Source organism: Paenibacillus sp. fava2, from assembly GCF_058313675.1.
This window is the reverse complement of record NZ_CM177755.1, coordinates 5,556,326-5,583,017: the sequence shown is the minus strand read 5'-3', so window position 1 is coordinate 5,583,017 and position 26,692 is coordinate 5,556,326. Positions and strand designations below refer to the sequence as shown.

Sequence of the window (26,692 nt, the reverse complement as noted above, 5' to 3'; positions counted from 1 at the left end):
GACACTGTGTTAATTCGGTATAATATAGGTAACTCTGGTGGAAAGCGCGGTGTCCTATGCTTAACGAAAAAGATCATGGCAATAGCGGCAGTTCTCAAATGGAATTGGTTTCTCTAGACCAATTGGTCCCTTCCGATCACCTTCTGCGTCAAATCGATAAGCACGTGGATTTTTCATTTATTACTGAAACGGTTCGTCCATTTTATGGCTCCGGTATGGGGAGACCCTCTATTCCAGCCATCCGTTTATTTAAAATGATGCTAATCGGCTACTTATTCGGCATCCGCTCGGAACGCCAGCTAGAAAAAGAGATTCATGTAAACCTGGCCTACCGCTGGTTTTTAGGTCTGTCCTTGACCGACCGGGTTCCCGACCATTCCACCATTAGCTGGAACCGGAATAACCGGTTTGAGGGAACCTCGGTTTTCCAGGATGTTTTTGACGAAGTTGTGCGGCTGGCGATCTCCCATCACATGATTGCCGGGCGTCTGCTCATTACCGATTCTACCCATATTCAGGCCAGTGCCAGTAATAATCGCTACACACTTGAGGTTCCAAACGAGTCGCCGCAATCCTATCTCCATGAGCTCGAACAAGCGGTTACGGAAAGCCGTAAGAATCACGGAAAAAAGCCTCTACCTCCTCAGTCAAAGGCGACTGAGGAGGCGGAAGGGAAGAAGCAAAAACGAAGTGTGACGGATCCGGAAAGCGGCTTTATGAAGCGTAAAGGTAAACCGGAGGGCTTTTTCTACTTGGACCACCGCACCGTTGACCACAAATTCAATATGATTACCGATGTCCATGTGACTGCAGGAAATGTGAATGATGCGACCGTCTATATGGAGCGTTTGAACCGGCAGCTGGCGACGTTTGGATTTGCAGACACGCTGGAGGCAATCGCCCTGGATTCCGGGTATATGGTGCCACATATTTGTAAACAAACGTCGTCCTGGATGACCGTGATTGCAGAGCGGAAAGGCCCGTCTAAACCCGGTTTTATTTCCAAAAAAGAGTTTGTTTTTGACTCGGAAAAAGAAGTCTATGTGTGTCCTGAAGGACAGTTGTTAACGTACCGGACCACCAGCCGGAATGGTTATGAAGAGTATGCCTCCCCTAAAACGTATTGCAACGCTTGTCCACGACTGCCCTATTGCACCGAAAACCAAAGCTGCCAGCGCGTCATCCGGCGGCATGTGTGGGAGAGCTACAAAGAGCAGGTGAGCCGAAATAAGAACAGCGCCGAAGGCGAAAAGCTCTACAAGTACCGCGCTCAAACCATTGAGCGTAGCTTTGCTGATGCCAAAAATCTGCATGGATACCGCCGATGCCGGATGCGGGGCAGAGATAAAGTACAAGAACAGGCACTAATGACCGCAATTGCTCAAAATCTAAAGAAGATAGCCCGGCATCTAGCCCAACAGGGGACTGTGCCTCTCCTTATGCACACAAATAAGAGTAACTTTTCTCCGTTTGCGTATTCTGCAAGCAGATACACGCTTTTTGCGGCTTAATAAGGGACTTTCTCAACGGTCTGAAAAATGCCCTTGATTCCGGCTCACCCCTGTAATAGGGCGGGACGCCGCAATATAGCTACATTCCAGAGAGTACCCCCCGGGTACTCTTTTTCTTTTGCAATCCTTTCATTCTTCAATTGATAATCATTCTCACTACATATATAATTAGCCCTAATTAATAGGGGGCGAACCATATGCTGAACCAAACTGACGGCCGCAGCAGCGGCCATGAAGTGATAGATGCGCACAAAACACTGGTCTGTGAAGGATTTCAATTTACGTACCATCTGGATGGGAGCCACTTCGAGATTATACCGCCGGAAGAGCTGGGGAGCGGAAGCTGCAAAAGCCTGCTGACCCAGGGGCATATCCAGATGACCGATTTTAACCTGATGTTCAACCGCGACATTGAGGCAAACGGCGAATTTAGGACCCCGCGGACGGAGCTGGTCTTTTGCCTGGGGGACGGGATTGAGTGGGGCACGACGCTTGCCGGGGACGCTTTTGCGGTGGAGCGGGATGAGGTGGTGCTGCTGCAGGGGGGCGGGAGGAGAGAGAATTGCCGGTATGTGCAGAATGCCCGCTACCGCTTCCTCAGCATCGACATGAGCCCGGAGCATTTTGGCCGGATGACGGAGGAGCTCAGCGGGGATGAACGGCTGTGTCTTTCGGGCGGCGGGGAGGTCTGGTTTGCCAGAAATAAAATCACACCCGCGATCCGCCAGATTCTGGCGCAGATTGCCGACTGTACGTATAGCGGCGGCGTGCGGAACCTGTATCTGGAAAGTAAAATGCTGGAGCTGTTCGCCGTCTATCTCAATGAGTCGCTCTATGAAGCGCAGCGGATTTCTCCGGGTGTCAAATTGTCGAAAGAAGACATCCAGAGTCTTCAACTGGCAAAAGAGCTGCTGCAGCGTGATTACGCCCAGCCGCCCACACTGGCTGGCCTGTCCCGCCTGATCTGCCTCAATGAATTCAAGCTCAAAAAAGGCTTCAAGGAAATGTTCGGCACAACCGTCCATGCCTATGTGATTGAGCAGCGGCTGGAGCATGCCAGACAGATGCTGGAGCAGGGCAGAATGAGTGTCAGCGAGGTGGCGGCGCAGGTCGGGTATGGAAATATAAGCCATTTTGCAGCGGCTTTCCGTAAAAAGTATGCAGCGAGTCCCGGGGAGTATGCGGTTTACAACCGTAGTAAATCCGCCCGGGGATAGAAGGCGATTTAACATGATCGATCAAACGAAGGCCGTGAAAGGCTCCTGATTTGAGCGTTAATGCTCCCGTAACGGGTAGAGGCAGGTGAGAAAGATCACCTACAATTGTTCACAGAGAATCATTCTCAATGCACGTTCGTTGTGTGTATTCCGGAGGAATGGGGGAAAAAGCTGTGAGCAAGACCAAAACCAAAACAGGCATGGCACGGCTGCTGGAGATTGCCGGCGAGAAAAAAGGGCTGCTGCTCTGCTCCGGCCTGCTCTCATCGGCCAGCGCTGTCCTGATGCTTGTACCTTTTATATCGGTATATTTCATACTCGCCGAGCTCTTGCGGCATGCCGCCGCTCCAGGCGGTGTGGACAGCAAGCTGATGATGACATGGGGAGTCACCGCGCTGTCGGCGCTTTTTCTGGGCCTGATTACTTCCTACGGCGGGATTATGTGCTCGCATCTGGCGGCCTTTCGCATCCAGTACAATTTACGCATCCGGATGACAGAGCATCTGGGCAGGCTGCCGCTGGGTTATCTGAACGGCACTTCCACCGGTGCTGTCAAAAAAAAACTGGAGCAGAACGTGGAAAAGGTGGAGAACTTTATCGCCCACCAGCTGCCTGATCTGATCAGCGCAGCCGTGACTACGGTGCTGATGATCGGCATCATGTTCTGGCTGAGTCCGCTGCTGGCTCTGGCCTGCCTGCTGCCGATCCTGCTGGGCTTTGCTGTTCAGGCCTCGCTGATGGTGGGCGGCAAAGGCCAGGACAGGGCCAAAGAGTATCATGGAGCGCTGGAGCAGATCAATACGTCTGCTGTACAGTATGTGCGGGGGATGCCTGCGGTCAAAGTGTTCGGCCAGACGGTGCACTCCTTCCGTAAATTTTATGCTGATATGCTCAACTACCGCGATAACTGTTTAGCTTTTACAGACCGTTTTCAGAATGGCTATATTGTCCTCAAAACGCTGCTGGCCTCAACGTTCGTCTTTATTCTGCCGGTGGGCATTCTGCTGCTGCGGCGGGAGCCGGATTCGCTGTCCGTAACACTGCTGCTGCTGTTCTTCCTGGTGATGGCGCCTGGCGTATCCGGTCCGCTCTACAAGCTGCTGATGCTGGCCTCCAGTACCCGTGACATTGGGGAGGGGGTCCGGCGGATGGATGACCTGCTGTCCCGCCAGCCTGTGCCGGAAACTACAGTGCCGCAGTCGCCCCGCAGCTATAACATTGAATTTGCCGGCGTGGGCTTCTCATACCATGAGAACGGGGAGGGAAGCGATGCGCTTAAGCAGATCTCTTTTGTGGCGGAGCAGGGGACGGTCACCGCGCTGGTCGGACCTTCAGGATCTGGTAAATCTACTGTTGCCAGCCTTGTCCCCCGGTTCTGGGATCCCCATTCAGGAGCGATCCTTATCGGGGGTGTGGATATCCGCGACATGGCCATCAGTGAACTCATGGATACCGTAGCCTTCGTGTTCCAGGAAACCTTTCTTTTCTACGATACTTTGTATGAAAATATCGCCGTAGGCAAGCCGGGTGCTACACAGGCCGAGGTCGAGGCTGCGGCGAGAGCGGCCCAATGCGACGATTTTATCACCCGGCTGCCTCAGGGCTATCAGACGCTGATCGGTGAAGGCGGCGTCTATCTGTCCGGCGGCGAGGAGCAGCGGGTTGCTGTGGCCCGGGCCATTCTCCGGAATGCGCCGGTGCTGGTGCTTGATGAGGCGACTGCTTTTGCCGATCCGGAAAATGAGCATAAAATGCAGCTGGCCCTGACCGAGCTGATGCGCGGCAAAACCGTGCTGGTCATCGCCCACCGGCTTGCGTCCATCCGTGAAGCGGAGCAGATTCTTGTGCTGCGGGACGGCGAAATCGCCGAGCGCGGCAAGCATGAAGAGCTGGTTGCGCAAAGCGGTCTCTATGCCGGAATGTGGCAGGCCTACCTTGGTACCGATGACTGGAAAATGGAGCGGGGAGGGGTGCAGCATGAAGGTACTGCGTAATATTACAGCCGGCAAGCCGGAGCAGCTGCTGAAGCCGGTGCTGTTTTCCCTGCTGAGCAATCTGGTAGCCGCCTTTCCGTTCGCGCTTGTCATTGAAGCGGTCCGGCTGATATTCGAGCCTTATGTCACGCCGGGGGCCGTGCTGCAGACGGAGCGGCTGTGGTGGCTATGTGCAGGTCTGGCTGCTACGGCAGTATTGATGTTCGTGAGTGAAATTCCGGCTTACCGCGCTGCTTACCGGGGCGCGTACAATGTAGCTGCCGAGGGCAGGGCTGAGCTGGCCGAGCATCTGCGCAAGCTGCCGCTCGGGTACCTGTACCGCCGTGATCCCGGTGATCTGGCCAATATGATGATGGGCGATTTCACGCTGGTAGAAACGGGGATCTCCCATCTGCTGCCGCAGCTTGCCGGGGCATTCGTCCTGCCGGTCTTCGCACTGGCCGGCATGCTGTTTCTGGACTGGCGCATGGCGCTCGCCATGTTCGCAGCGCTGCCGGTTGCCCTGCTGCTGATGCTGCTGTCTACCGGACTGCAGCGCAGACTCGGCAGCCAGCATATGCGGGCCAAGCTGAATGCCGCCAACCGGCTGCAGGAATATTTGAACGGCATCCGGGTTATGAAGGCGTACAATCTGACCGGTGAGCGGTTTGCCCGTCTGGATCTTGCCTTCCGCACACTGATGAAGGAGAGCATCCGGCTGGAGGGCATTTTCGGGCCGGTGGTTCTGACAGCGGTGGGGCTCTTACGTGCCGGGCTGCCGCTAATGGTTTATATCGGTGCCCAGCTCCTGCTGGGCGGAGAGCTCGGCGTCCTGCAATTTGCTGTATTCCTCATTGTAGGTACACGCATTTATGATCCGCTTACCGCCGCGCTGACCAATTACGCGGAGTTCCGTTATAACGAGCAGGCCGGGGAGCGGATCGTCAAGCTGCTGCAGGAGCCGGTCATGACCGGCGGTACGCAGCCGCTGCCGCAGGACAGTACGGTTAGTTTTAAAAATGTCTCTTTTGGCTACGGGGAGACGAGGGTGCTGAACAATTTGAGCTTTGTCCTGCCGCAAGGGTCTCTTACTGCTATTGTCGGGCCGTCCGGCAGCGGGAAGAGTACAGTTCTGCGTCTGATTTCCAGGTTTTACGATCCTGATCAGGGTGACGTATATCTGGGCGGCTGCAAGCTGAGCGGGATCGACCCCGAGCATCTGCTGAAGGCGGTGTCGGTTGTATTCCAGGACGTATACCTGTTCCAGGACACGATTGGCAACAATATCGCGTTCGGACGGCCTGGCGCATCACGGGAAGAGATTATCCGGGCTGCCACAACGGCGCGCTGCCACGATTTCATCAGCAGGCTGCCGCAGGGCTATGATACGCCGGTCGGCGAGGGAGGCAGCACGCTTTCCGGCGGGGAAAAGCAGCGCCTGTCGATCGCCCGGGCGATTCTGAAGGATGCGCCGATCGTCCTGCTGGATGAGGCGACGGCTTCGCTTGATCCGCAGAATGAAGCGGAAATCCAGAAGGCGATTGATTCGCTGATTGCAGGGCGGACAGTGATTGTCATTGCCCACCGCCTGAAGACGATCCGCGGTGCGGATAATATCATCGTGCTGGAGAACGGACAGGTCGCGCAGCAGGGCACACATAAGGAGCTGCTGGCTGCAGACGGGCTGTATGCCCGGCTGTGGAGGCTGCAGCAGAACACGGCCGGGTTCCGGATTTCATCTTGATTAAGTAAGGAGGACGACATAATGGCAATTTCTGCAGATGAATCCAAATGGCCGCTGGTTACGATTCATATGGGAGAGCAATTCGACCGGGATACGGTGAACGATTATATCGCTTATTGGGAGAAGCTGCTTGCGGATGGTTCGGCATTCGGGCTGATCATGATCCAGAAGGGGGAGCGCGGGGAACGGCCGGACCGCGAGGTTACGAAGCTGTACATGGACTGGTGCAAATCGCATAAGGAGCAGATTGCCCGCAGCTGCGGCGGAATCGCTGTTGTAACCGCCAGTTCCAAGCTGCTTGCCTTGTATAAACCGGTAACGGCCCTGTCCACCAAAAAAGTATATGGCTGCCCGGGCAATGTATTCTCCGGAGAAGCCGAGGCGCAGGAGTGGCTTAAAGTGCTGCTGCAAAAAAAATAGAGCAGTTTGGATGATGTCAAAACAAGGAGACAGCCGCAGGTATTGCGGCTGTTTTCTTTGCGTTCCTTACAGGTAAATATTGAGATTTGAAAACAATGGCAAACGTACGTTCTATTAAGAGATTTGCAGATATGCTATAATGTTGGGACGAATGAAACAAGGGTGCCGGGGTTTACGCACCCCATCTGCACCACGGAAGGAGTCTACTGCAATGACGGTGAACTTTTTGCTAGGCCGCTCGGGCAGCGGCAAAACTACGAAAATTTGGGAGGAAGTCTCCTCCCGGCTGGAATCAGCGCCGCTGGGCGCACCGCTGATTGTGCTTGTGCCGGAGCAAGGCTCGTTCAGTGCGGAACGGGGGCTGCTGAGTACGGCAAAAGCCAAGGGCAGCATCAGGGCCCAGACGCTCAGCTTCTCCCGGCTGGCTTACCGGGTGAAGCAGGAGACGGGAGGCAGCGCGGGGCTTCCGATCAGCGAGGAAGGCAAGAAAATGCTGCTCTACAAAATTATCAGCCGCCGCAAGGATGAGCTGAAGCTGTTCGGCGCCTCTGGTGACCGGCCCGGCTTCGTTGAACGGCTGAGCAGCCTGCATACTGAGCTGAAGCGCTGCTGCATCGGGACAAATGATTTGGAGGAGCAGCTGTCCAGAATGCGGGACTCTTCGGGCAGCCCGATTCTGGCCGGGAAGCTGGATGATCTGCAGCTTGTATTCAGCGACCTGGAGCAGTCAATGTCGGGATTATATATCGATGAAGAGGACCGGCTGGCCGAGCTGGCCGCCCATATTCCCGATTCTTCCTATATACGAGGCGCCGAAGTCTGGGTTGACGGCTTCCACGGCTTTACTCCCCAGGAATTCATGGTGCTGCGCGAGATTATGCTGCATGCCTCGAGGGTAACGGTGGCACTGACCCTGGACAACATTTATCCGCCGGGGCTTCAGCCGCATGAGCTGGAGCTCTTTCATCCGCCGGCTGTTACTTATATCAAGCTGCGCGGAATGGCGGAAGAGGCGGGGCTTGAGGTCTGGGATGAGCTGCTTGCTCCTCCTGTGCCGCCGCGGTTTGAAGACAGTCCCGTCCTTGCTCATCTGGAACGCAGCTATGGGCGCAGATGGAAGTGGGCCGGAGAAGCCGGTCAGGTTGGCAGGGAGCTGTCGGTAACGGCAGCCTCCTCCCGCAGGACGGAGGTTGAGGGCGCACTGCGGGAAATGCTCCGGCTGGCCCGCGAGGAAGGGGCCAGATACGGCGAAATGGCCGTATTTGTGCGGAATATCGGCGACTACGAGGCACTGGTTGCCCCGTTATTCGAAGACTACGGCATTCCTTTTTTCCTTGACCGCAAAGCAAGTGAGCTGCATCATCCGCTGGCGGAATTTATCCGCTCTGCGCTGGATACCGTGCGCCGGCGCTGGCGTTACGAGGATGTGTTCCGCTGTGTGAAGACCGATCTGCTGCTGCCGCTGGACGGCAGCATGACCCGTGAGGATATGGATCAGCTCGAGAACTATGTGCTGGCCTGCGGCATCCAGGGCTACCGCTGGACGAACGGTAAGCCGTGGAAGGGGATACCTAGTCTGTCGCTCGAAGGGGCGAGAGTTGTGGATGAGGCGCTGCTGGCGAAGATGGAAGCCTGCCGTGAAGCAATTACCGGGCCTCTCTATGCCTTTGAGAAGCGGGTCAAGCGGAGCCGTACCGGTCTTGAGCTGTGTACGGCCGTTTATCAGCTTCTGCAGGAAACGGATATCGCGCGCAAGCTGGAGCGGCGCAGTAGGGCAGCCCTTGAGCAGGGTGAGCCGGCGGCTGCCCGTGAGAACAGCCAGCTGTGGGATGCAGTGCTTGACCTGCTGGACCAGATTGCCGAAATGATGGGCGAAGAACGGCTGGAGTTTGAGTTGTTCGCCGGAGTGCTGGAAACCGGCCTTACCGAGCTCAGAATGGGGCTTGTTCCGCCGTCCCTCGATCAGGTGCTGGTCGGAACGATGGACCGGACCCGGACAACTGGCGTGAAATATGCCTTTTTGCTCGGCTTTAATGAAGGAGTTGTGCCTGCACAGTTCAAGGAGGACGGAATTCTCTCCGAAGGCGAGCGGCTGGTGCTGGAGAATGCCGGCATGGAGCTTGCGCCGGGAGCGGCGCGTAAGCTGCTGGACGAGCGTTTCCTGGTCTATAATGCGCTCACGACAGCCAGCTGCAGACTGTGGATCAGCTATGCGAGTGCGGATGATGAAGGCAAGGCACTGCTGCCTTCCGAGATTATCCGCCAGCTGCACATTATGTTCCCTGAGGGGTTGTCCGAGCATATCACGTCCGGGTTCCCTTCGGCGATCCAGCCGGATGATAGCGAAGGGGAAGCCCGGCATCTCGGCTTCATCGGCCAGCCTGAACAGACGCTGCGCATGCTGATTATGCAGCTGCGGCAATGGAAGCAAGGCGTTGACATACCCGGCATCTGGTGGGATGCCTACAACTGGTACATCAGCGGGGGCCGGGAACGCCGGTTGCCGCTCCTGCGTCTGCTCGGATCGCTGTTCTACCGCAACAGCGGGATTCCGCTGCGGCGGGAGACCAGCCTGCGGCTGTACGGCGGTTCAACGCTGCGGGGCAGCGTCTCGCGGATGGAGAAATTCGTGGCCTGCTCGTTTTCCCATTTTGCCTCGTACGGCTTAAGACTCAAGGAGCGCCAGCTCTACAAGCTCCAGGCACCGGATATCGGCCAGCTGTTCCATGCGGCACTGAGCGACATGGCCAAGCGTCTGCAGGATCAAGGGAAGGGCTGGGGCAGCCTGTCGGCCGAGGAATGCCGGAAGGAAGCGGGAGCGACGGTGGACAAGCTTGCCCCGCTGCTGCAGGGAGAAATCCTCATGAGCACCAAACGGTACGGATATATTTCCCGCAAGCTCAAGAATATTGTCGGGCGCGCCTCGATTATTCTCGGTGAGCATGCCCGCCGGGGCAGCTTTGAGCCGGCGGGGCTGGAGCTGGATTTTGGACCGGGCAAGGATCTGCCGCCGCTGATAATCAATCTGCCTAACGGCTGTGTGATGGAAGTAGTCGGCCGGATTGACCGGGTAGATAAAGCTGAAAGCGAGCAGGGCGTGCTGCTGCGGGTGATCGATTACAAATCAAGCCAGAAGGATCTGAAGCTGCATGAGGTGTATTACGGCTTGTCGCTGCAGATGCTGACCTATCTCGATGTGCTGCTTACCTATTCGGAGCAGTGGCTGGGCAGAGCGGCGCTTCCGGCCGGAACGTTATATTTTCACGTACATGATCCTTTGCTGACTTCACCGAACGGCCTTAACCGTGAACAGGCGGCGCAGGAGCTGCTCAAGCGGTTCAAAATGAAAGGGCTGCTGACTGCCGACCGTGAGGTAGTCTCGCTGATGGATACGACGCTGGATAAGGGGTATTCCTCCATTGTACCGGTGGCGCTAAAAAGTGACGGGAGCTTCTACAGCAGCGCATCCGTGGCTACACCTGAGCAGTGGGGACAGCTGCTGTCCTCAGTACGCAGCAATATTACAGAGATCGGGACGCGGATTACCGAAGGGGATGTGGCTATTCAGCCTTACCGGATTCAGCAGGAGACAGCTTGTACCTTCTGTTCATTCCGGCCGGTCTGCCAGTTCGATGAAGCGGTGGAAGGTAACGGCTATAACAATCTGGGCAAACCGGGCAAGGATGCCGTCTGGGAGCTGCTGTCGAATAAAGGAGGAGAGAAGCCGTGAGGATCAGAGCGGAAATAGAAGCGAAGCCGGAAGGCAGCTTCTGGAGTGACGACCAGTGGAGGGCGATCGCCGAAAGCGGTGACGATATACTGGTTGCGGCTGCGGCAGGGTCAGGCAAAACGGCAGTACTGGTAGAGCGGATTATCCGCAAAATCAGCCGTGCGGAAACCGGCTTTAGTGTGGACCGGCTGCTCGTCGCCACGTTCACTAAAGCAGCTGCATCGGAGATGCGCCAGCGGATCCGTGAGGCGCTGGAACAGAAGCTGGAGGAGGCGGAAGGCGCCGGAGGCGGGCAGAGCCCTGAGGTGGATCATCTGCGCCGCCAGCTCGCCCTGCTGGGCAGAGCTTCCATTACCACGCTGCATTCCTTTTGTCTGGAAGTCATCCGCAGATATTATCAGATCATCCCGATTGATCCGGGCTTCCGGATTCTGAATGAGCATGAAGCGGAAATGATGCGCCAGGAGCTGCTGGAAGAGCTGCTGGAGGAAAAATACGGGGAAATGAATGATGAAGAGGAAGACCCTGTATTTGTGCAGCTGGCAGACTGGTTCAGCGGGGAACGCAGCGATGATGCCGTGCATGCGCTAATACAGCGTCTGCATGACTTTTCGCGCAGTCATCCGTGGCCCGATCAGTGGCTGCGGGATACTGCGGCTGATTTTGCCCTGCCGGACACGGAGAGTCTGGGAGAGACCCCCTGGGTACAGAGCATTCTGGCTGAAGCGAAGCTGACGCTGGACGGAGCTGCCAGCCAGCTAATGCAGGCCAGAGAAATTGCCCTGCAGCCGGGCGGGCCTGCCCCGTATGCGGATAATCTGGCCGAGGATCTGGCCATGGTACACGGAATGCAGGAGGCTTTGGTCTCGCGGCCCTGGGCTGAGCTGTATGAGGTGTTTGTGGAAATCTATTTCGGCAAGCTGAAGGCCTGCCGGAAGGATTCGACAGATCCCGGGCTGCAGGAAATGGTCAAGGAACTGCGTGATAACGTGAAGAAGAGCCTGCTTGAGCTGCAGAAATCACTGTTCGGGCGTCCTGCAGAAGCTTTTCTGGCAGAGCTGCATGAGGCGGCTCCGCTGATGCATGAGCTGGAGGAGACTGTTATCGCCTTCGGTGAGCGTTACCGCCAGGAGAAGGCCGGCCGGGGGCTGGTCGACTTCAGTGATCTGGAGCATTACTGCCTGCAGATTCTGCGTCGTCCTGATTCACAGCCCGGCCATTCACTTCCCTCGGATGCGGCGGTGGAATACCGTGAGCAGTTCGATGAGGTGCTACTCGATGAATATCAGGATACGAACAGTGTGCAGGAGGAGATTGTCCGGCTGATCGCGCGCGAAGCGCCGGGCAACCGGTTCATGGTCGGCGACATGAAGCAGAGCATCTACCGGTTCCGGCTTGCCGAACCGGGGCTGTTCCTGGACAAATACAACAGCTTCAGCTCTGCAGGTGCAACGGAAGCAGGGGATGAGGCTGCTGCAGGCGCGGAAGACGGAGCCGCTGGCAGCGGCATGGTTATCGACTTGGCCCGCAATTTCCGCAGCCGGATGGAAGTCGTCAATGCCGTTAATATGGTGTTCCGGCAGATTATGGACAAGACGGTTGCGGAGATCAGTTATGATGAACGGGCAGAGCTGGTCTACGGAGCGAACTTTCCCGGAGCGGCCGAGAAGGGGCCGGATATTTCTTTTGCCCCTGAGCTGCTGCTGATCGACAAGGGAGCTTCCTCCGGAAGAGGGGCAGAAGAAGCCGGGGAAGACGGCGAGCTCCCGGCTCAGGAGAATGAGGCCATTGAGAGCGAAACGGCGCAGCTGGAAGCGCGGGCCATCGCCCGGCGCATCTCCCAGATGACCGGGATGACCGGCGGCGAGCCGCTGCTGATCTACGATAAGTCACAGAAGCTGATGCGTCCGGTCGTTTATGGGGACATCGTCATTCTGCTGCGCTCAGCGCGGATCTGGACACCGCTGATGATCGAAGAGCTGCGCCTGGAGGGCATCCCGGCCTTCGGAGATCAGAACAAAGGTTATTTTCAGGCTACCGAAGTGGAAATTGCCCTCTCGCTTCTACAGATTACAGATAACCCAAGCCAGGATATTCCACTGGCTGGTGTGCTCCGCTCGCCGGTTGTCGGCTTGACCGAGGAGGAGCTGGCTGCTGTTCGCCTGTGCAGCAACGGTACTTTTTATGATGCTCTCACAGCGGCAGCTGGAGAGCAAACCGCTGGTACCGGGACAGACTCGGATTTGGCTCAAGCCGAGATTGCGGCAGCACTGGAACAATCCGATTCTGCAGATTCCGGCGCGGATTCTGCAATACAGATTCAGCCGCAGCTGCGTGAGAAGCTGCAGCATTTCCTTAACCTGCTTGAGGGCTGGAGAGATGCCGCAAGGCAGGGCAGCCTGAGCACGCTGATATGGCGCATTTACGGGGAAAGCGGGTATCTGGAATGGGCCGGCGGTCTGCCGGGCGGCTTCCAGCGCCAGAACAATCTCAAAGCCCTGTATGACCGGGCAGTCCAGTTCGAAAATGATACCACGGCCCGCGGCCTGTTCCGCTTTCTCGTCTTTATCAACCGGCTCCGTGAAAACGGGGGTGACCTCGGGTTTGCCGCAGGAACCGGGGAAGAAACCGGCGGGGTAAATATCATGACGATCCATAAGTCCAAAGGTCTGGAATTCCCGGTTGTCTTCATCGCCGGGATGGCGAAGCAATTCAACCGCCAGGACCTGCATTCCCCGTTCCTGATGCATAAGGAGCTGGGCTTCGGCCCGCGGTTTGTGGAGCGGGAGACACGGGTCAGCTATCCGACCCTTCCGTATCTGGCAATCAACCGGCGCTCCCGGCTGGAGCTGCTGGCTGAGGAAATGCGTGTACTGTACGTAGCCTTAACCCGGCCGCGCGACAAAATGATTCTCGTCGGCACGCTGCGCGATGTGCCGCGCACCGTAACCGCCTGGGCAGGCACACAGAGCCGTGAGGAGCTGCTGCTTGCCGATCATCTGCTGGCCAGGGGCCGCAGCTATCTGGATTGGGTGGGCCCGGCGCTGATCCGTCATCCCGCCGCAGCCATTCTGCGCAAGCTGGCCGGTATTGAGGGAACGGGATCAACGGTGCTGCACGGCGACAGCTCCAACTGGAGTATTTCCGTGCATAATGCCGCTGCGTTAAGCTCAAGCACTCCTTTTGCCGCGGAAGACGATGCAGCCAAAAACGAAGAAAAGCGCCAGGTGCTCGAAGCACTGCGCAAAGGCAAGGCGGTAACCGCCTATTCCACAGCAGCAGCCGGGGAAATTGCCGGGAGACTCGAATGGCAGTATCCGCTGGCTGCAGCCTCCGCTATTCCGGCGAAGACATCGGTTACGGAGCTGAAATCGATGCTCTCGCTGCAGGATCAGCCTTCCTTTGATCTGCTGGAGGAACGGGCTGTAGCCGGCGGACGTAAAGGCCAGCCGGGCACAGCACAAGCTTCGCGTGCGGACAGCCTTCATCTTCGCCGTCCCAAATTCATGGAGAAGCGCGGCCTGACAGGTGCGGAGCGCGGTACCGCCTACCATACGGTAATGCAGCATGTTCCACTGGAAGGCCCGGTTGACCGTGCCGTGCTGGAAGCGACGCTGGCGCATCTTGCCAGGGTTGCCATCCTGAGCGGTGAGCAGGCTGAGGCGGTTGAACTGGATGAGGTGGAGGCTTTTTATAGAAGTGAACTGGGACGCAGACTGCTGGATGCCGAATGGAAGCAGAGAGAGCAGCCGTTCAGTTATATGGTTCCGGCCGCCGAGGCTTATGAAGGACTGGATTATTATGATCAGGCGGCAGCGGAGCCTCCGGTGGCAGGCGGGGGGGCGCTTGCAGAAGCCGTGCTGATCCAGGGGGTTATCGACTGTCTGTTCCGCGAGAACGGGCGGTTGATCCTGGTCGATTACAAGACAGATGCCGTGCTGGAGCATACAGGCGGGCTGGACGGGCTGAGGGAGAAATACCGTTTTCAGCTTGAGCTGTACAGCAAGGCGCTTCAGGATATTACAGGCGAGCCGGTCAGCGAGATCTGGCTGTACTTTTTTGACGGCGGGCATGCTGTAAGTCTCTAAGTCTATTAAATGAACTGACATATTAGATCAACGAATACCGCAGGTGGCGGGGAAAAGAGGGCGGAAATGCGCATATTGCATACAGGCGACTGGCACTTGGGCCGTACGCTGGAAGGCCGGAGCCGGCAGAAGGAGCAGGAGCAGTTCATTGACGAACTGGTGGAAATTGCCGACGCCGGTCAGGCGGATCTTATTTTGATGGCGGGGGATGTCTATGATTCGGTCAATCCTCCTGCGGCGGCGGAGCAGCTGTTCTATGATGCGGCTGCCAGGCTGACTGCGGGCGGCAGGCCGCTTGTGGTCATCTCGGGTAACCATGACCAGCCGGAACGTGTGGCGTCCGTCTCCCCGCTGGTGCGCAGACAGGGCATTACACTGGTTGGTATGCCTACTTCAGAGCCGGTAACGGTACATGCGGTGCGGACTGGCGAAATCGCCAAAATTGCTGCCCTCCCCTATCCCTCGGAAGCCCGTCTGGGCGAGCTGCTTGCCGGTGAGAGCGGGGAAGATGAGCTGCGGCTGGCATACAGTGCGAGAGTCGGCAGGCTGATGAAGCTGCTGGGCCGGGAGTTTACGCCGCAGACGGTAAATCTGGCGATGAGCCACATTTATGTGCTGGGCGGTGTGGAGAGTGATTCCGAGCGTCCGATTCAGGTCGGCGGCGCTTATACGGTAGATCCGTCTGCCTTGTCCTGCGGCGCCCAGTATACAGCGCTCGGGCATCTGCACCGCGCCCAGCGTGTTAAAGGCGAAGGGATGATCCGTTACAGCGGATCGCCGCTGGCCTACAGCTTTTCTGAAGCGGGTCAGGCCAAGTCTGTAACGATGGTGGATGTTGCCCCTGGAGGCGAGCCGGTGTTTGAGGAGATTTACCTCAGCTGCGGCCGTCCGCTGGTGAACTGGAAATCCTCCGGCGGGCTGCAGGAGGTCTACAGCTGGCTTGATGAGGGGCGTGACGCCAATGCTTTTATCGATCTGGAGCTGAGGCTGACGGAAGCGATGTCGCTGAATGATATCCAGCGTCTGCGCAAGGCGCGGGAAGGGATTATTCATATCCGACCGGTCTATCCGCAGATGGAGCTGGAGCTCGAACAGACTGCCCGTTCGCGCATGCCGGTCCAGGAGCTGTTCCGCAAATTTTACCAGCGGCAGACCGGCGGCGCGGAACCGGAGGATGAATTGATCCGGCTGTTCCTGGAGCTGGCGGAAGAAGAGGACCGGCGCCAGCCGGAGGAAGGGGAGGTGGGCTGACGTGAAGCCGATTCTATTAAAATTGTCCGGATTGCAGAGCTACAGGGAGCAGCAGGAGATAGATTTTTCCAGTCTGACCGAGACAGGACTGTTCGGGATTTTTGGCCCGACAGGCAGCGGCAAGTCCAGTCTGCTGGATGCCATAACGCTGGCGATGTACGGCAAGGTGGAGCGTGCGGTGAACGGTACGCAGGGAATCATGAACCATTCCGAGGATCAGCTTAGCGTAGCCTTCACCTTCGAGCTTGTCTCCTCGGCAGGTCCCCGCCGCTTCAGGGTGGAACGGAAATTCAAACGTACCGGCGAGCAGTCGATCAGCAATACGATCAGCCGTTTTATCGAACTGACGGAAGACGGCGATCATGTCCTGGCGGATAAGCTGGCTGATGTTACCCGCTGTGTGGAGGAGCATATCGGGCTCAAGATGGATGACTTTACCCGGGCGGTCGTGCTGCCCCAGGGCAAATTCGCCGAGTTCCTGTCGCTGCGGGGTGTCGACCGCAGACAGATGCTCCAGCGGCTGTTCCACCTGGAGCAGTACGGGGACCAGCTGGCGCTGAAGCTCAGCCGCAGGATCAAGGACAATGAGGCCGCGCTGCGGGCACTGGAGGCTGAGCAGCAGGGGCTTGGCAGCGCTGGCAAAGCGGATGTCGAAGCGGCGGAGGTCCGGCTGCAGGAAGCGGTTAGCCGCGCGGAGGAGTGCCGCAAGCTGCTGGAGGAAGCCCAGCAGCGCTCCGACCGCTTCGCGAAGATCCGCGAGCTGCAGGAGGAGCGCACCCGCCGCGAGGCCAAGCGGCAGGCGCTGCTTGCCCAGGAGGAAGGCATCCTCCTCCTGGAGCGTAAGCTCGGCCAGGCTGACGAGGCTGAGCAGCGGCTGCCTGTGCTGACCGCCTGGCGCAGCGCGGAAGCCGCCTGGAAGAGCCGGCTGGCCCGCGCGGAGGGCCAGGAGGTGAACGCCGCATCCGCTGAGCGGGAAGCGGCGGGGCTTGCCGCAGCCGAAGCTGCGGCGCAGGCTGCGCTGCTGGCGGAGGAGCCTGCGCTGCGCGAAGGCGCAGACACCTACCGCCGCGCGCTTGAGCTCGAAGCCGAGCTCGCCGGGCTGCGGCAGGAGCGCGCCGCTGTGCTGGAGCGCAGCGGGACCCTCTCCGGCGCGCTGGGCGCCGCGCAGGAGAAGATGGCCCGGGAGCGGGAGCTTTTGGCCCGCGGCCAAAAGAAGCAGCAGGAGCTGCAGCAGAGCCTGCTGCCGCTGGCGGTCCGCTCCCAGGAGCGGCAGTCTCTGCAGGAAGCCATGCAGAGACTGCAGGGGCTGCGCTCGGCCGAGACCCAGCGGGACTCGGCCGAGCGCGAGCGCCAGGGCCGCGCGGCGGTGCTCGCCGCGGCGCAGGCGCGCCTTGCCGCTGCCGAGGGCTGGCGGCAGGAGCTGGCGGCGCAGCGCAGCGGGCAGGTCGCCTCGGCGGCGCTGCACCTGGAGGACCTGCGGGCTGCGGAAGCCGCCGCAGGGGAAGCTGCCGTGCGCCTGGAGCAGCACGGCAGCGCGCTGGAGGCCGCGCTCAAAGAGCAGGAGGTTCACCGGCTCTCGCTGGCGCTCGCCGGCGAACTCCGTGACGGGCTGCCTTGCCCGGTCTGCGGCAGCGAGCATCATCCCGCGCCTGCGTCCGCCCAGGACGGCGGCGCGGAGGAAGAGCCTGCCGGCCGGCTTCAGCAGGTGCGCCAGCTGGCGAGACAGGCGCTCGATACACGCCACCTGCTGCACAGCCTGCTGGAACAGGACGGGGCCTGGCTCGAGCAGGTGTATGGCGCCGGCGTGGCGGACAGCACGGCTGCTGCGGGTCTGGAGCAGGCCGTTGCTGCTGTTGCACAGGCCGGGCAGACGCAGGCGGAAGCTCCGGATGCTGGTCTGCTTGCAGAGCTTGAGGCTAGACTGGCCTCCGGCAAGTCCCGCTCCGCAGCGCTGCGCAGCACTGCGGCCCGGTGGCAGCAGTCCATGCAGGAGCAGCAGCAGCTATGCCATAAGGAAGCAGCTGCCGTAGAGGCAGAGACAGCCTGGCTGCAGGGATTGGCCGCCAAAGCCGAGGAGCTGTCAGGCCAGTTAGCCGGACTGCGCGGAGAGTGGGCAGTGCTGTTCCCGGAACTGGCGGTGAACGAGGCGGAGGCCGCTTACCGGGCCATGCAGCTTAAGGACGAGCAGTCGGAAGAAATCCGGGGACGTCTGGAGATCAGCGTGAAATTCCTGGAGGACAAAAACGCCGCCGTTCAGGCGCTGCAGGAGGAAATTACCGGTCTGGACAAGGAGCTGGCACAGCTGCATGCCCAGCTGGAGGGCAAGGAAGCGCTGGAGCGCGAGAAGGCGCAGCGTCTGCAGCAGTGGACAGGCGGACGGGCCGCTGCCGAGCTGCTTGCTGATTGCGAGCGGCAGCTGCGCAGCCTGCAGGCTGCGCTAGAGAGCAGCAGGCTAAGCCACCGCCAGGCTGCCGAGAAGGCGCAGCATGAGCTGAAGGAAGCGGCCATTGCCCGCCAGGCGGCTGAATCGGCCCGCGAGCATTACACCGAAGCTGCTGCGCGCTGGGAAGAGAGCCTGCAGTCGTCTCCGTTTGCTTCAGCGGCCGAAATTGAAGCTGCAGCACTGCCGCCGGAAGAACGGACGGCGGCAGCCCTCCGTGTGCGGAGTCACCGTGAGGAGGAGGCTGAAGTGAACCTGCAGCTGCGGAGCATCGCCGATAAGCTGCAGGGTGAAGTGCTCAGCGACGAGGACTGGCTGGCCAGTCAGGCCGGGCTCAAGCAATGCAAGGAGGACGATGAGGAATCGCTGCGCAGCCGGGCCCGTGCCGAGCGCGATCTGGAGGATCTCCAGCAGCGCCATGTCCGCTGGATGGAGCTGGAGGAGCAGCGGGCCGGTCATGCGGCGCTGCAGGACCAGTTGTCCAAGCTGCAGACGGTGCTGCGCGGCAATGCCTTTGTCGAGTATATCGCCGAAGAGCAGCTGATGCAGGTCTGCCAGGCTGCTTCGCAGCGTCTGCGTTTTCTGTCCAAGCAGCGTTATGCGCTGGAGGTGGACTCCGGCGGCGGCTTTGTGATCCGCGATGACGGTAACGGCGGCGTCCGCCGTCCGGTTTCTACCTTGTCCGGCGGGGAGACGTTCCTGACCTCCCTGTCACTGGCGCTCGCCCTGTCGGCACAGATCCAGCTGCGCGGACAATACCCGCTGCAGTTCTTTTTCCTGGATGAAGGGTTCGGCACTCTGGATACAGAGCTGCTGGATACCGTAATCACTTCCCTGGAAAAGCTGCACAATGACCAGCTGTCGGTCGGCATTATCAGCCATGTTCCCGAGCTCCGGGCCAGGCTGCCGCGCAAGCTGATTGTCGTTCCTGCCGAGCAGGGGGGCGGGGGATCGCACATTCTTTTGGAAAAAATGTGAAACTTGGGGCTTGATGTGATGTCAATCACAGAGACACCATCATGCCCCTGTTATAATACAGCTAAGCCGACATCTTTTAGAAACACCTCGGCGGACGTATGACCGGGATGCACTCCTTTTCATACGTTCGCCGCCGAATCAGCCTTTCAGCTGATAGGGTGTTTCTTTTTTTTGTCTATTTTTATGTATCCATATTTATACATCTGGTTTTATGTACGTGAATGAAGAATTGCTGTGGTGTTTGACTGTACTGAGATAGCTGCACTTTGTTCAACAAAAAGCACCGGAATTCGTTGTCAGCGCCATATAGCTGTATTTAGTTCAACTAAAGCGGGCTAAATATCTAAATAGTTGTCCGGATACACTTAAAAAAGAAAATTGAAGAAAAAGCGTCGTTTCAGTTGTATAAAGTGTAGTCAGGTACAAAGTGAAATTTTAATGCATTGCTAACATGCCCCAGATTTTAACTAAAAGTTAACGAACTCATTCCAGCTGTTACTGATACAGTTTGATTTTGCCCCTTGCTGATGACTGTACTACAACACAGGAATATTGATACCCCGCTCATTTTTAACACCTGCCAATGCCCATGCGCTCATCACCACATACGTACACCCAGTTCTCACTACATTTCCGCCACAGCCGCAGCCATGCCCAATATTGTCTTCCCGCCTCTTGGCCGGTACCGGCCCGCCGTAAGTGCCTTTTTCTACTGTCAGCTATGTCCTAAACCCTTTCCCGTGTCCTGTACCTGCACCGTCCCTCAGCGAGGTTTCCATCCCCCTTAGCCACATTTCCCTTTTTTACAAATGGCCCTCCCGCCCCGGCTTTCGTATTCCGTAAAAATCCTGTATGATTAGACACATAAAAAACAATGGCGGGAAGGCCGGGCAATCGGTGGGGCAGACAGGCGATCTACGGGTCATATGTCTTTCCAGGCAGCAAGCTGCTGCGAAGAGCACCTAACATTTAGGCTTCACAAACCAGTTCAGCACCAGTATTAGGGCTTTTACGCTTTACAAAATCAGTTAGACTTTCGCTCTGCAAGTTAGTTCAGCGCTTTCGCTCCACACATTCGGTCCAGCGCTACGTAGCAAGTCTGATTCCGGAGCACACTTAGCAGTATCGCACCACAAAACGTTCAGGAGGAAGTGTTGTATGGAAACCGTTTTTAGCAAAATTATTGAGGGCACAATTCCTTCAAAAAAGGTGTTCGAGAACGAGCGGATTCTGGCGTTCCATGATATTCAGCCTGCGGCACCGGTGCATGTGCTGATTATTCCCAAGAAATTCATCTCCTCGATGAACGATGTTACGGCAGAGGATCTGCCGCTGATCGCCGAGATCCATGCTGTAGCCCAGCAGATTGCTGCCGAGCTCGGTGTCGCTGAAACAGGATACCGGCTGATTAACAACTGCGGACCGGACAGCGGACAAGCCGTTCCACACCTGCATTACCACCTGATTGGCGGTGCCAAGCTGGGCGCCCTCGTGGGCATATCTGATTCACACGCTTAGCGTATTATTCCAAATTCAGAATACCTGCCGGAAAAAAGAATAACACGAAGGTTGACACCTTATTTCGGTTTGACCTATAATGAAAGTTGATGAACCGTGTTATGCTCTTGGACGGTCTGGTCGGAGGGAGGGAAAACTGGTGTCTGAAACGAAAGTTCGTAAAAACGAGACAATTGATGCTGCACTTCGTCGCTTTAAACGTTCCATCGCTAAAGATGGTGTCTTGGCTGAGGTGAAGAAACGCAAGCATTATGAGAAGCCAAGCGTTAAGCGCAAGAAGAAGTCTGAGGCTGCTCGTAAGAGAAAGTTTTAGGAGGATTACCGAGTCATGAATCTTAGCGAACGATTGAACGAAGATATGAAGCAAGCGATGAAGAGTAAGGACAAGTTCACACTCTCCACCATTCGAATGGTTCGTTCTACGATAAATTATTCTGAAATAGAATTAAAGAGAACATTAGACGACAACGAAGTGCTTGATATCCTTAGTCGTGAAATCAAACAGCGCAAAGATGCCCTCCAAGAATTTGAATCAGCGGGTCGTGAAGAGCTTGCCGCGAATACGAAGGCAGAAATCGAGATTATCATTAAGTATCTTCCTGCGCAGCTTTCCGAAGAAGAAATTAAAGTAATTGTACAGCAGACCATCCAGGAAACCGGTGCTTCTTCGAAAAGTGATATGGGTAAGGTCATGAGCGCACTGATGCCTAAGGTCAAAGGTCGCGCCGATGGTAAACTTGTGAACCAGGCGGTTCTGCAATTTCTGCAATAATATAGCGCTAACACCCCTTTTTATAAGGGGTGTTTTTCGTTATATAAGGGACAAATGATAAGCATCTGCTTATCTTTGTCCCTTTTTCAAAATAAAAGAATTTATATGTTTTACGTTATCAATAATCCTTCTATTTCTCGCAGAAACAGGTACCGCCTTATCTGAAGGACGGCATAGCCGTTTCTACTTGTTGGGCTAAAAGCCGTCAGCCCGGTTAATGTTTTGAAACGGATTGACGGATAAAGGCGTACTAGGAGTATGAAATGGGTTATCATGAAGAGGGGAGGTTCTATTGTGAGCAGATTCAGGAAAGGGCTTGTTTCCTTTACCGCTGCTATTCTGCTGCTGATGCTGTGCATACCGGTACTGGCAGGTGCAGCCGCATCATCCGGGTCAACAGGCCGGCCGGCCGGAGAAGTCAAAAGCGGCCCTGTGTTTATCATTCCGGTTGAACATGAGATTGAACGCGGGCTGCAGAGCTTTCTGGAGCGCGGATTTGCAGAGGCGGCTAACTACGGGGCGGTTCTGATTGTACTGGAGATTGATACACCCGGGGGACTGGTGGATTCTGCAGAGCAGATTGGTTCACTGATCAGGGACAGCGACATTCCGGTTACAGCTTTTATTAAGGGCGACGCTGCATCGGCAGGCAGTTACATAGCGTTGAATGCAGACAACATTATTATGAAGCCCGGAAGCATGATCGGCGCGGCATCGCTCGTAGACAGGGAAGGGAACAGTGTGGATGACGCCAAAATCGTCTCTTACTGGAAATCCAAAATGGTCGGGGCAGCCATGCTCAACGGCCGTGATCCTGACATTGCTGCAGGAATGATGGATGTGAACCTGGTTGTGAACAAGCCTGAGCTTGGGGTGAATAAGGCGGCAGGGCAGATCATTGCGCTGACCAGCGACGAGGCGCTGAAGGCGGGCTATGCTGAGCATTTGGCGGCTACACCGGAGGAAGCCGTTACCTTGCTGGGCTACTCTAATGACGACATTTTTCACGTTAAGCAGACCGGGGCCGAGAAAGTGTCGCATTTTCTCACTAATCCGGTAGTCATGACGATTCTGCTCTTTATCGGGATTGCCGGGATTGTCATTGAACTGCTGGTACCGGGCTTCGGGGCTCCGGGCATCATCGGTACGCTGGCCTTTGCCCTGTATTTCTTCGGCAACTACGTGGCCGGCTTCGCCGGAGCGGAGACATGGCTGCTGTTCATTCTGGGGCTTGTCATGCTGGTGCTGGAGCTCTTTGTGCCAAGCTTCGGCATACTCGGCCTGCTTGGTTCAGTCTGTCTGATCGCAGGTGTTGTTCGTGCAGCCTTCAGCTACACCCACGCCCTGCTTAATCTCGGGATCGCATTTGCTGCTGCGGCGGTAGTCATTGCTGTCGTTGTGGTTACTTTTAAGGAACGCGGCATCTGGAACCGGTTCATTCTCCAGGAGAGTCTGACCAAAGAGGAGGGCTTTGTGCCTGCACTGGAACAGCTCAGCCTCATTGGTGCAGCGGGAATGAGCATTACTCCGCTCCGTCCTGCGGGAACAGCCATGATCGGCGGAGAACGGGTGGATGTGGTTACTGAAGGCAGCTTTATCAATCCTGACAGGCCGATAGCCGTGGTGAAGGTGGAAGGCGGCCGTGTGGTGGTAAAGGAAGCGGCGGAATGAGCTGCGAATGTAGAATGATTTTTAATTAAAGTAACGGAGGTTGGGAACAGGTATGGGCGAAGCATCTTTGATTCCTATTTTGCTGATTGCGGTTGTCGTGATCATTGTATTGAGTGTGTTCTTCAGCTTCTTCCCGGTTATGCTGTGGATTTCCGCATGGGCATCCGGTGTAAGAATCAGCATTATTACGCTGGTGGCGATGAGACTGCGCCGGGTAACGCCAAGCCGGATTGTTAATCCGCTGATCAAGGCTACCAAAGCCGGACTTGGTCTTAACATCAACCAGCTGGAAAGCCATTATCTCGCCGGCGGTAACGTGGACCGGGTTGTCAATGCGCTGATCGCGGCGCAGCGGGCCAATATTCCGCTTGAATTTACCCGTGCGGCGGCAATTGACCTGGCAGGGCGTGACGTGCTGCTGGCGGTGCAGATGAGTGTTAACCCGCGTGTCATTGAAACACCGATTGTAGCTGCAGTTGCCAGAAACGGGATTGAAGTTAAGGTAAAAGCCCGCGTGACTGTCCGCGCCAATATCGACCGGCTGGTCGGCGGTGCGGGTGAAGAAACCATTATTGCCCGTGTCGGCGAAGGGATTGTTACCACGGTAGGTTCCAGTAATTCGCATAAAGACGTACTGGAGAATCCGGATTCGATTTCCCGGACTGTTTTGTCCAAGGGGCTTGACTCCGGTACAGCCTTTGAAATTCTCTCCATTGATATTGCGGACGTCGATGTCGGCAAAAATATCGGCGCTTACCTGCAGACTGAGCAGGCCGAAGCGGATAAGCGCATCGCCCAGGCGAAAGCCGAGGAGCGCAGAGCGATGGCCGTTGCCCATGAGCAGGAGATGAAGGCTCGAGTTGTCGAAATGAAGGCGCTGGTTGTCGAATCCGAATCCCAGGTTCCGCTGGCTATGGCCGAAGCACTGCGCTCCGGACAGCTGGGTGTGATGGATTACATGAATCTCAAAAATATCGAGGCCGACACGCAGATGCGCGGATCGCTCGGTAAAGTGAACGACGGGGATGATCCGAACCGTCCGACCAATAAATAAGGGGATGTGAGATCCCATGGGCAGTCTGATTTATATTGCCGTGATTATTCTGATTGCAATCTTTACCAATGTGAATAAAGCGGCCAAGAATAAGAAAAAGCCTAACGCCCGGGGCGGAATGCCGACCTTTGGCGGGGGCGGGGATAACCCGCTGCGCCGGATTGAACGGCCGGACGCTGACGAAGATAAAGCACGTTCTTCTGGAACCGGCAGCGGCTTCCCTGCACCCGAAGGCAGCATGTCCTCCCGGGACAGCTCATCCTATGAGCGGCATGAGCATGAACTGGCCCCTGCCTGGGATGAGCCGCCGCAGATCCCGACTCCCGACTATGAGACGGGTGAGGGTATGTCCTACGAGCAGCCTGCGGATCAGGAGGACAGTGTGCAGGCCCGCACAGAACGGATGCAGCGTGAGCTGGAGCGCCTGCAGGCTGCATATGACGGGATGGCAGCCTATGGTCTTGAGAAAGCAGCAGACGGGCCATCAGCCGCCCGTGTGCAGGGCTCTGCTTCCTCCTCACTTACCGGCGGAGCTGCAGACAGCCGCCAGGCGCTGCGGAACGGGATCATCTGGGCGGAAATTCTCGGTCCGCCGCGTTCACGGCGGCCGCACTCAACGAGAAGATAGCAGCTTTACTGCAGCTGCCGTGTTGAGACGACCAGAACTGGATTACAGAGTATGCAATACAAGCCTTTGGAACCTTCTTGAAGGGTCCGGAGGCTTTTTGCGTTTTCAGCAGGCCTTGCGGAGGAACCGTAGCCGCATTCTCTAACCCTGTGTGAGTATTTCTCATAAAAGCCTGCAGCGCCGCATAAGGTGTAAAGAAGGCAGGAAGGGGGAGAAGTCTACATATGACCCGTATCGGCCGCAGGCTGCGGGGATGGACAAACGGGGTACTGGATCTTCCGCAGGATGTGCTGCAGGAGCTGCCCCGGATCACCCTGATCGGCAATAAGGAACTGTATATCGAGAACCACCGCGGTGTGCTGCATTTTTCGTCCGGCCAGCTTACCATCGCGTTAGCCAAGGGTTCGCTTGAAATCTCCGGGCAGGAGCTAATGATCCGCAATATCCTCGGCCAGGAGCTGGCTGTTGAAGGTATTATCGGGGAAATCAGATACAAGGGAAGCGAGGAGAAACCATGAAAGAGCCGCCTCTGTCATCACTGCGGGGGTTCGTTACACTGCATGTGACGGGACCTGCGGTGGAAAAGTTTATCAACGCCGTAACCGAAGCCGGCATCGTCATCTGGGAGGTGAAGCCTGCAGGCAGCGGCGCTTCCCTGAACCTGCTGCTGGACGACTTCTTCAGCCTCCGGCCGCTTTTAAAAAAGACAGGCTGCCGCATGCACGTCACTGCGAGGAGCGGCCTTCCTTTCCGGATGGCCAGGCTGTGGAGACGCAAGCTTTTTTCAGGAGGCATCCTGCTGTTCGGGGTAATGCTTCTGCTATTCTGCTCCATGGTCTGGACAGTCCGGATCGAAGGCAACCAGCGCATCGCCTCGGATGATCTGCTGGCTGCCGCCCGCCAGGAGGGGATTTATCCGTTTCAGTGGATCTGGCGCATGGACGAGCCGGACAAGCTCTCCAAAAGGCTGACCTCCCGCGTGCCGGGGCTTTCCTGGGTGGGGGTAGAACGGACAGGGACACGCATCACAATCCAGGTTGTCGAGGCAGACCAGCCGGAGAAGCGGCCCCTCCTGAGCCAGCGCCATCTGGTCAGCAGAACGGATGCGGTCGTTACCGGTATTTATGCTGAGCAGGGCCGGCCCGTGGTGGGCATCAATTCCCGGGTTAAAAAAGGACAGATCCTCATATCAGGGTCACTGGGTGATGAGGAAAATATAGAATATGTGGTAGCCAAGGGCGAAGTAAGGGGACTTGTCTGGCATGAATACAATATCGAGGTTCCGCTGAAGACGACAAGCAGCTCTTATACCGGGGAACGAAAAGACCGGACCTATCTTGTAATCGGAGACTGGGCAATACAGCTGTGGGGTTACGGTAAATCCGGCTTCAGCAAAACGCGCACACTCACGGAAAATAATATGTTATCCTGGCGCTCCCTTCAGCTGCCGCTGGGGGTTATGACGGAGAAGGAGCTGGAGATCAGCTATGCGTCTTCGGTGAAGACGGCGGAAGAGGCGAGGGAGGAAGGGATTGCCCGCGCAAAAAGCGATATTTTGGCCCGTTACGGCACGGACAGCACCATTAAAAGTCAAAAAATTTTGCATGAGAAGAAAGACAATGGTAAAGTTTATATGAAAGTGCTGTTTGAGGTGGAAGAGAGAATCGCGGAAGAACTTCCGATAGTAAACAACTGAG

The 26,692-nt window shown here is 56.9% G+C and carries 16 protein-coding genes and 1 pseudogene; all 17 read left to right on the top strand.

Translation table 11 applies throughout. The features are described from left to right. Positions 1 to 56 precede the first annotated feature (56 nt). A pseudogene (locus AC4G46_RS24585) lies at positions 57 to 1,424 on the top strand (IS1182 family transposase); the annotation flags it as partial. Between the two features lie 284 nt (positions 1,425 to 1,708). Next, the gene (locus AC4G46_RS24580) at positions 1,709 to 2,728 is read left to right on the top strand and encodes a helix-turn-helix transcriptional regulator (protein ID WP_491125015.1); all 1,020 of its coding nucleotides are present in this window, start codon (positions 1,709 to 1,711) and stop codon (positions 2,726 to 2,728) included. 200 nt (positions 2,729 to 2,928) lie between these two features. Further along, positions 2,929 to 4,722 carry an ABC transporter ATP-binding protein gene (locus tag AC4G46_RS24575; protein WP_491128971.1) on the top strand — a complete coding sequence of 598 codons (1,794 nt, stop codon included), beginning with the start codon at positions 2,929 to 2,931 and terminating at the stop codon, positions 4,720 to 4,722. Continuing rightward, positions 4,706 to 6,445, top strand: coding sequence for an ABC transporter ATP-binding protein (locus AC4G46_RS24570; RefSeq protein WP_491125014.1), 1,740 nt, complete (start codon positions 4,706 to 4,708; stop codon positions 6,443 to 6,445). The genes AC4G46_RS24575 and AC4G46_RS24570 overlap by 17 nt, the downstream gene beginning before the upstream one ends. A 21-nt stretch (positions 6,446 to 6,466) precedes the next feature. After that, a complete protein-coding gene (locus AC4G46_RS24565) occupies positions 6,467 to 6,865 on the top strand; it encodes a hypothetical protein (protein WP_491125013.1) in 399 nt (132 codons plus the stop codon). Positions 6,866 to 7,076: 211 nt separating this feature from the next. Beyond that, positions 7,077 to 10,595: a helicase-exonuclease AddAB subunit AddB gene (gene addB, locus AC4G46_RS24560; RefSeq protein ID WP_491125012.1), complete on the top strand. Its 3,519-nt coding sequence runs from the start codon at positions 7,077 to 7,079 to the stop codon at positions 10,593 to 10,595. After that, on the top strand, positions 10,592 to 14,683 hold the full coding sequence (gene addA / locus AC4G46_RS24555; protein ID WP_491125011.1) for a helicase-exonuclease AddAB subunit AddA: 4,092 nt from the start codon (positions 10,592 to 10,594) through the stop codon (positions 14,681 to 14,683). Before addB ends, addA begins: the two co-directional genes overlap by 4 nt. Before the next feature lie 66 nt (positions 14,684 to 14,749). After that, a complete protein-coding gene (locus AC4G46_RS24550) occupies positions 14,750 to 15,934 on the top strand; it encodes an exonuclease SbcCD subunit D (RefSeq protein WP_491125010.1) in 1,185 nt (394 codons plus the stop codon). 1 nt (position 15,935) lies between these two features. After that, entirely contained in the window at positions 15,936 to 19,352 is a 3,417-nt protein-coding gene (locus tag AC4G46_RS24545; protein WP_491125009.1) for an AAA family ATPase, read from the top strand. A gap of 1,158 nt (positions 19,353 to 20,510) precedes the next feature. After that, the gene (locus tag AC4G46_RS24540) at positions 20,511 to 20,870 is read left to right on the top strand and encodes a histidine triad nucleotide-binding protein (protein WP_491125008.1); all 360 of its coding nucleotides are present in this window, start codon (positions 20,511 to 20,513) and stop codon (positions 20,868 to 20,870) included. 139 nt (positions 20,871 to 21,009) lie between these two features. Continuing rightward, a complete protein-coding gene (gene rpsU / locus AC4G46_RS24535; protein WP_005547957.1) occupies positions 21,010 to 21,183 on the top strand; it encodes a 30S ribosomal protein S21 in 174 nt (57 codons plus the stop codon). Positions 21,184 to 21,198: 15 nt separating this feature from the next. After that, positions 21,199 to 21,642 (top strand): GatB/YqeY domain-containing protein, encoded by a 444-nt coding sequence (locus tag AC4G46_RS24530; protein ID WP_039876079.1) that lies wholly within the window; start codon positions 21,199 to 21,201, stop codon positions 21,640 to 21,642. 348 nt (positions 21,643 to 21,990) lie between these two features. Further along, complete coding sequence (locus AC4G46_RS24525; protein WP_491128970.1) at positions 21,991 to 23,313, top strand: NfeD family protein; 1,323 nt, start codon at positions 21,991 to 21,993, stop codon at positions 23,311 to 23,313. 52 nt (positions 23,314 to 23,365) lie between these two features. Continuing rightward, positions 23,366 to 24,367 carry a flotillin-like protein FloA gene (floA, locus tag AC4G46_RS24520; RefSeq protein WP_068729313.1) on the top strand — a complete coding sequence of 334 codons (1,002 nt, stop codon included), beginning with the start codon at positions 23,366 to 23,368 and terminating at the stop codon, positions 24,365 to 24,367. Positions 24,368 to 24,383: 16 nt separating this feature from the next. After that, positions 24,384 to 24,995, top strand: a complete 612-nt coding sequence (locus AC4G46_RS24515; RefSeq protein WP_491125007.1) for a YqfB family membrane protein — start codon at positions 24,384 to 24,386, stop codon at positions 24,993 to 24,995. Between the two features lie 224 nt (positions 24,996 to 25,219). Beyond that, the gene (yqfC, locus tag AC4G46_RS24510; protein ID WP_068729309.1) at positions 25,220 to 25,513 is read left to right on the top strand and encodes a sporulation protein YqfC; all 294 of its coding nucleotides are present in this window, start codon (positions 25,220 to 25,222) and stop codon (positions 25,511 to 25,513) included. Next, the gene (gene yqfD / locus AC4G46_RS24505) at positions 25,510 to 26,691 is read left to right on the top strand and encodes a sporulation protein YqfD (protein ID WP_491125006.1); all 1,182 of its coding nucleotides are present in this window, start codon (positions 25,510 to 25,512) and stop codon (positions 26,689 to 26,691) included. The genes yqfC and yqfD overlap by 4 nt, the downstream gene beginning before the upstream one ends. Position 26,692 lies beyond the last annotated feature (1 nt).